Origin of the sequence: Acidovorax facilis (assembly GCF_023913775.1) — a bacterium.
Taxonomy (GTDB): Bacteria; Pseudomonadota; Gammaproteobacteria; order Burkholderiales; family Burkholderiaceae_C; genus Acidovorax; species Acidovorax facilis.
The window spans coordinates 1-255 of sequence record NZ_JAMXAX010000383.1; the positions used below are offsets into that span (position 1 = coordinate 1).

A 255-nucleotide genomic window follows, 5' to 3' on the forward strand; every position below is an offset into this window, starting at 1 on the left:
CGGGCCAGCGCTTGTGATCCAATGCCTGTTCCGGCACAGCGAAATTCCTCACCTTGTAGAATGAACTGGCTCTGGAGGATGTTCTGTTCAAGAGGGGCTACCGGCAAATTCGGTGCGTTGGAGAGGCGGTCGCGGAAAAAAGAAACGTTGGATGCGGAGGTGAAGCTCGGTTCGGCATAATTCTGATATGCGACAGAGAGTTTGTATTCAGACGCTGTTGGTGAGTCTTTTCCAGAGATTGGCGGTGTAGATGCT

At 52.2% G+C, this 255-nt stretch carries 1 pseudogene; it reads right to left on the minus strand.

What is annotated here, in order from left to right:
* Positions 1 to 255: pseudogene (locus NFX52_RS30710) on the minus strand (hypothetical protein); the annotation flags it as partial.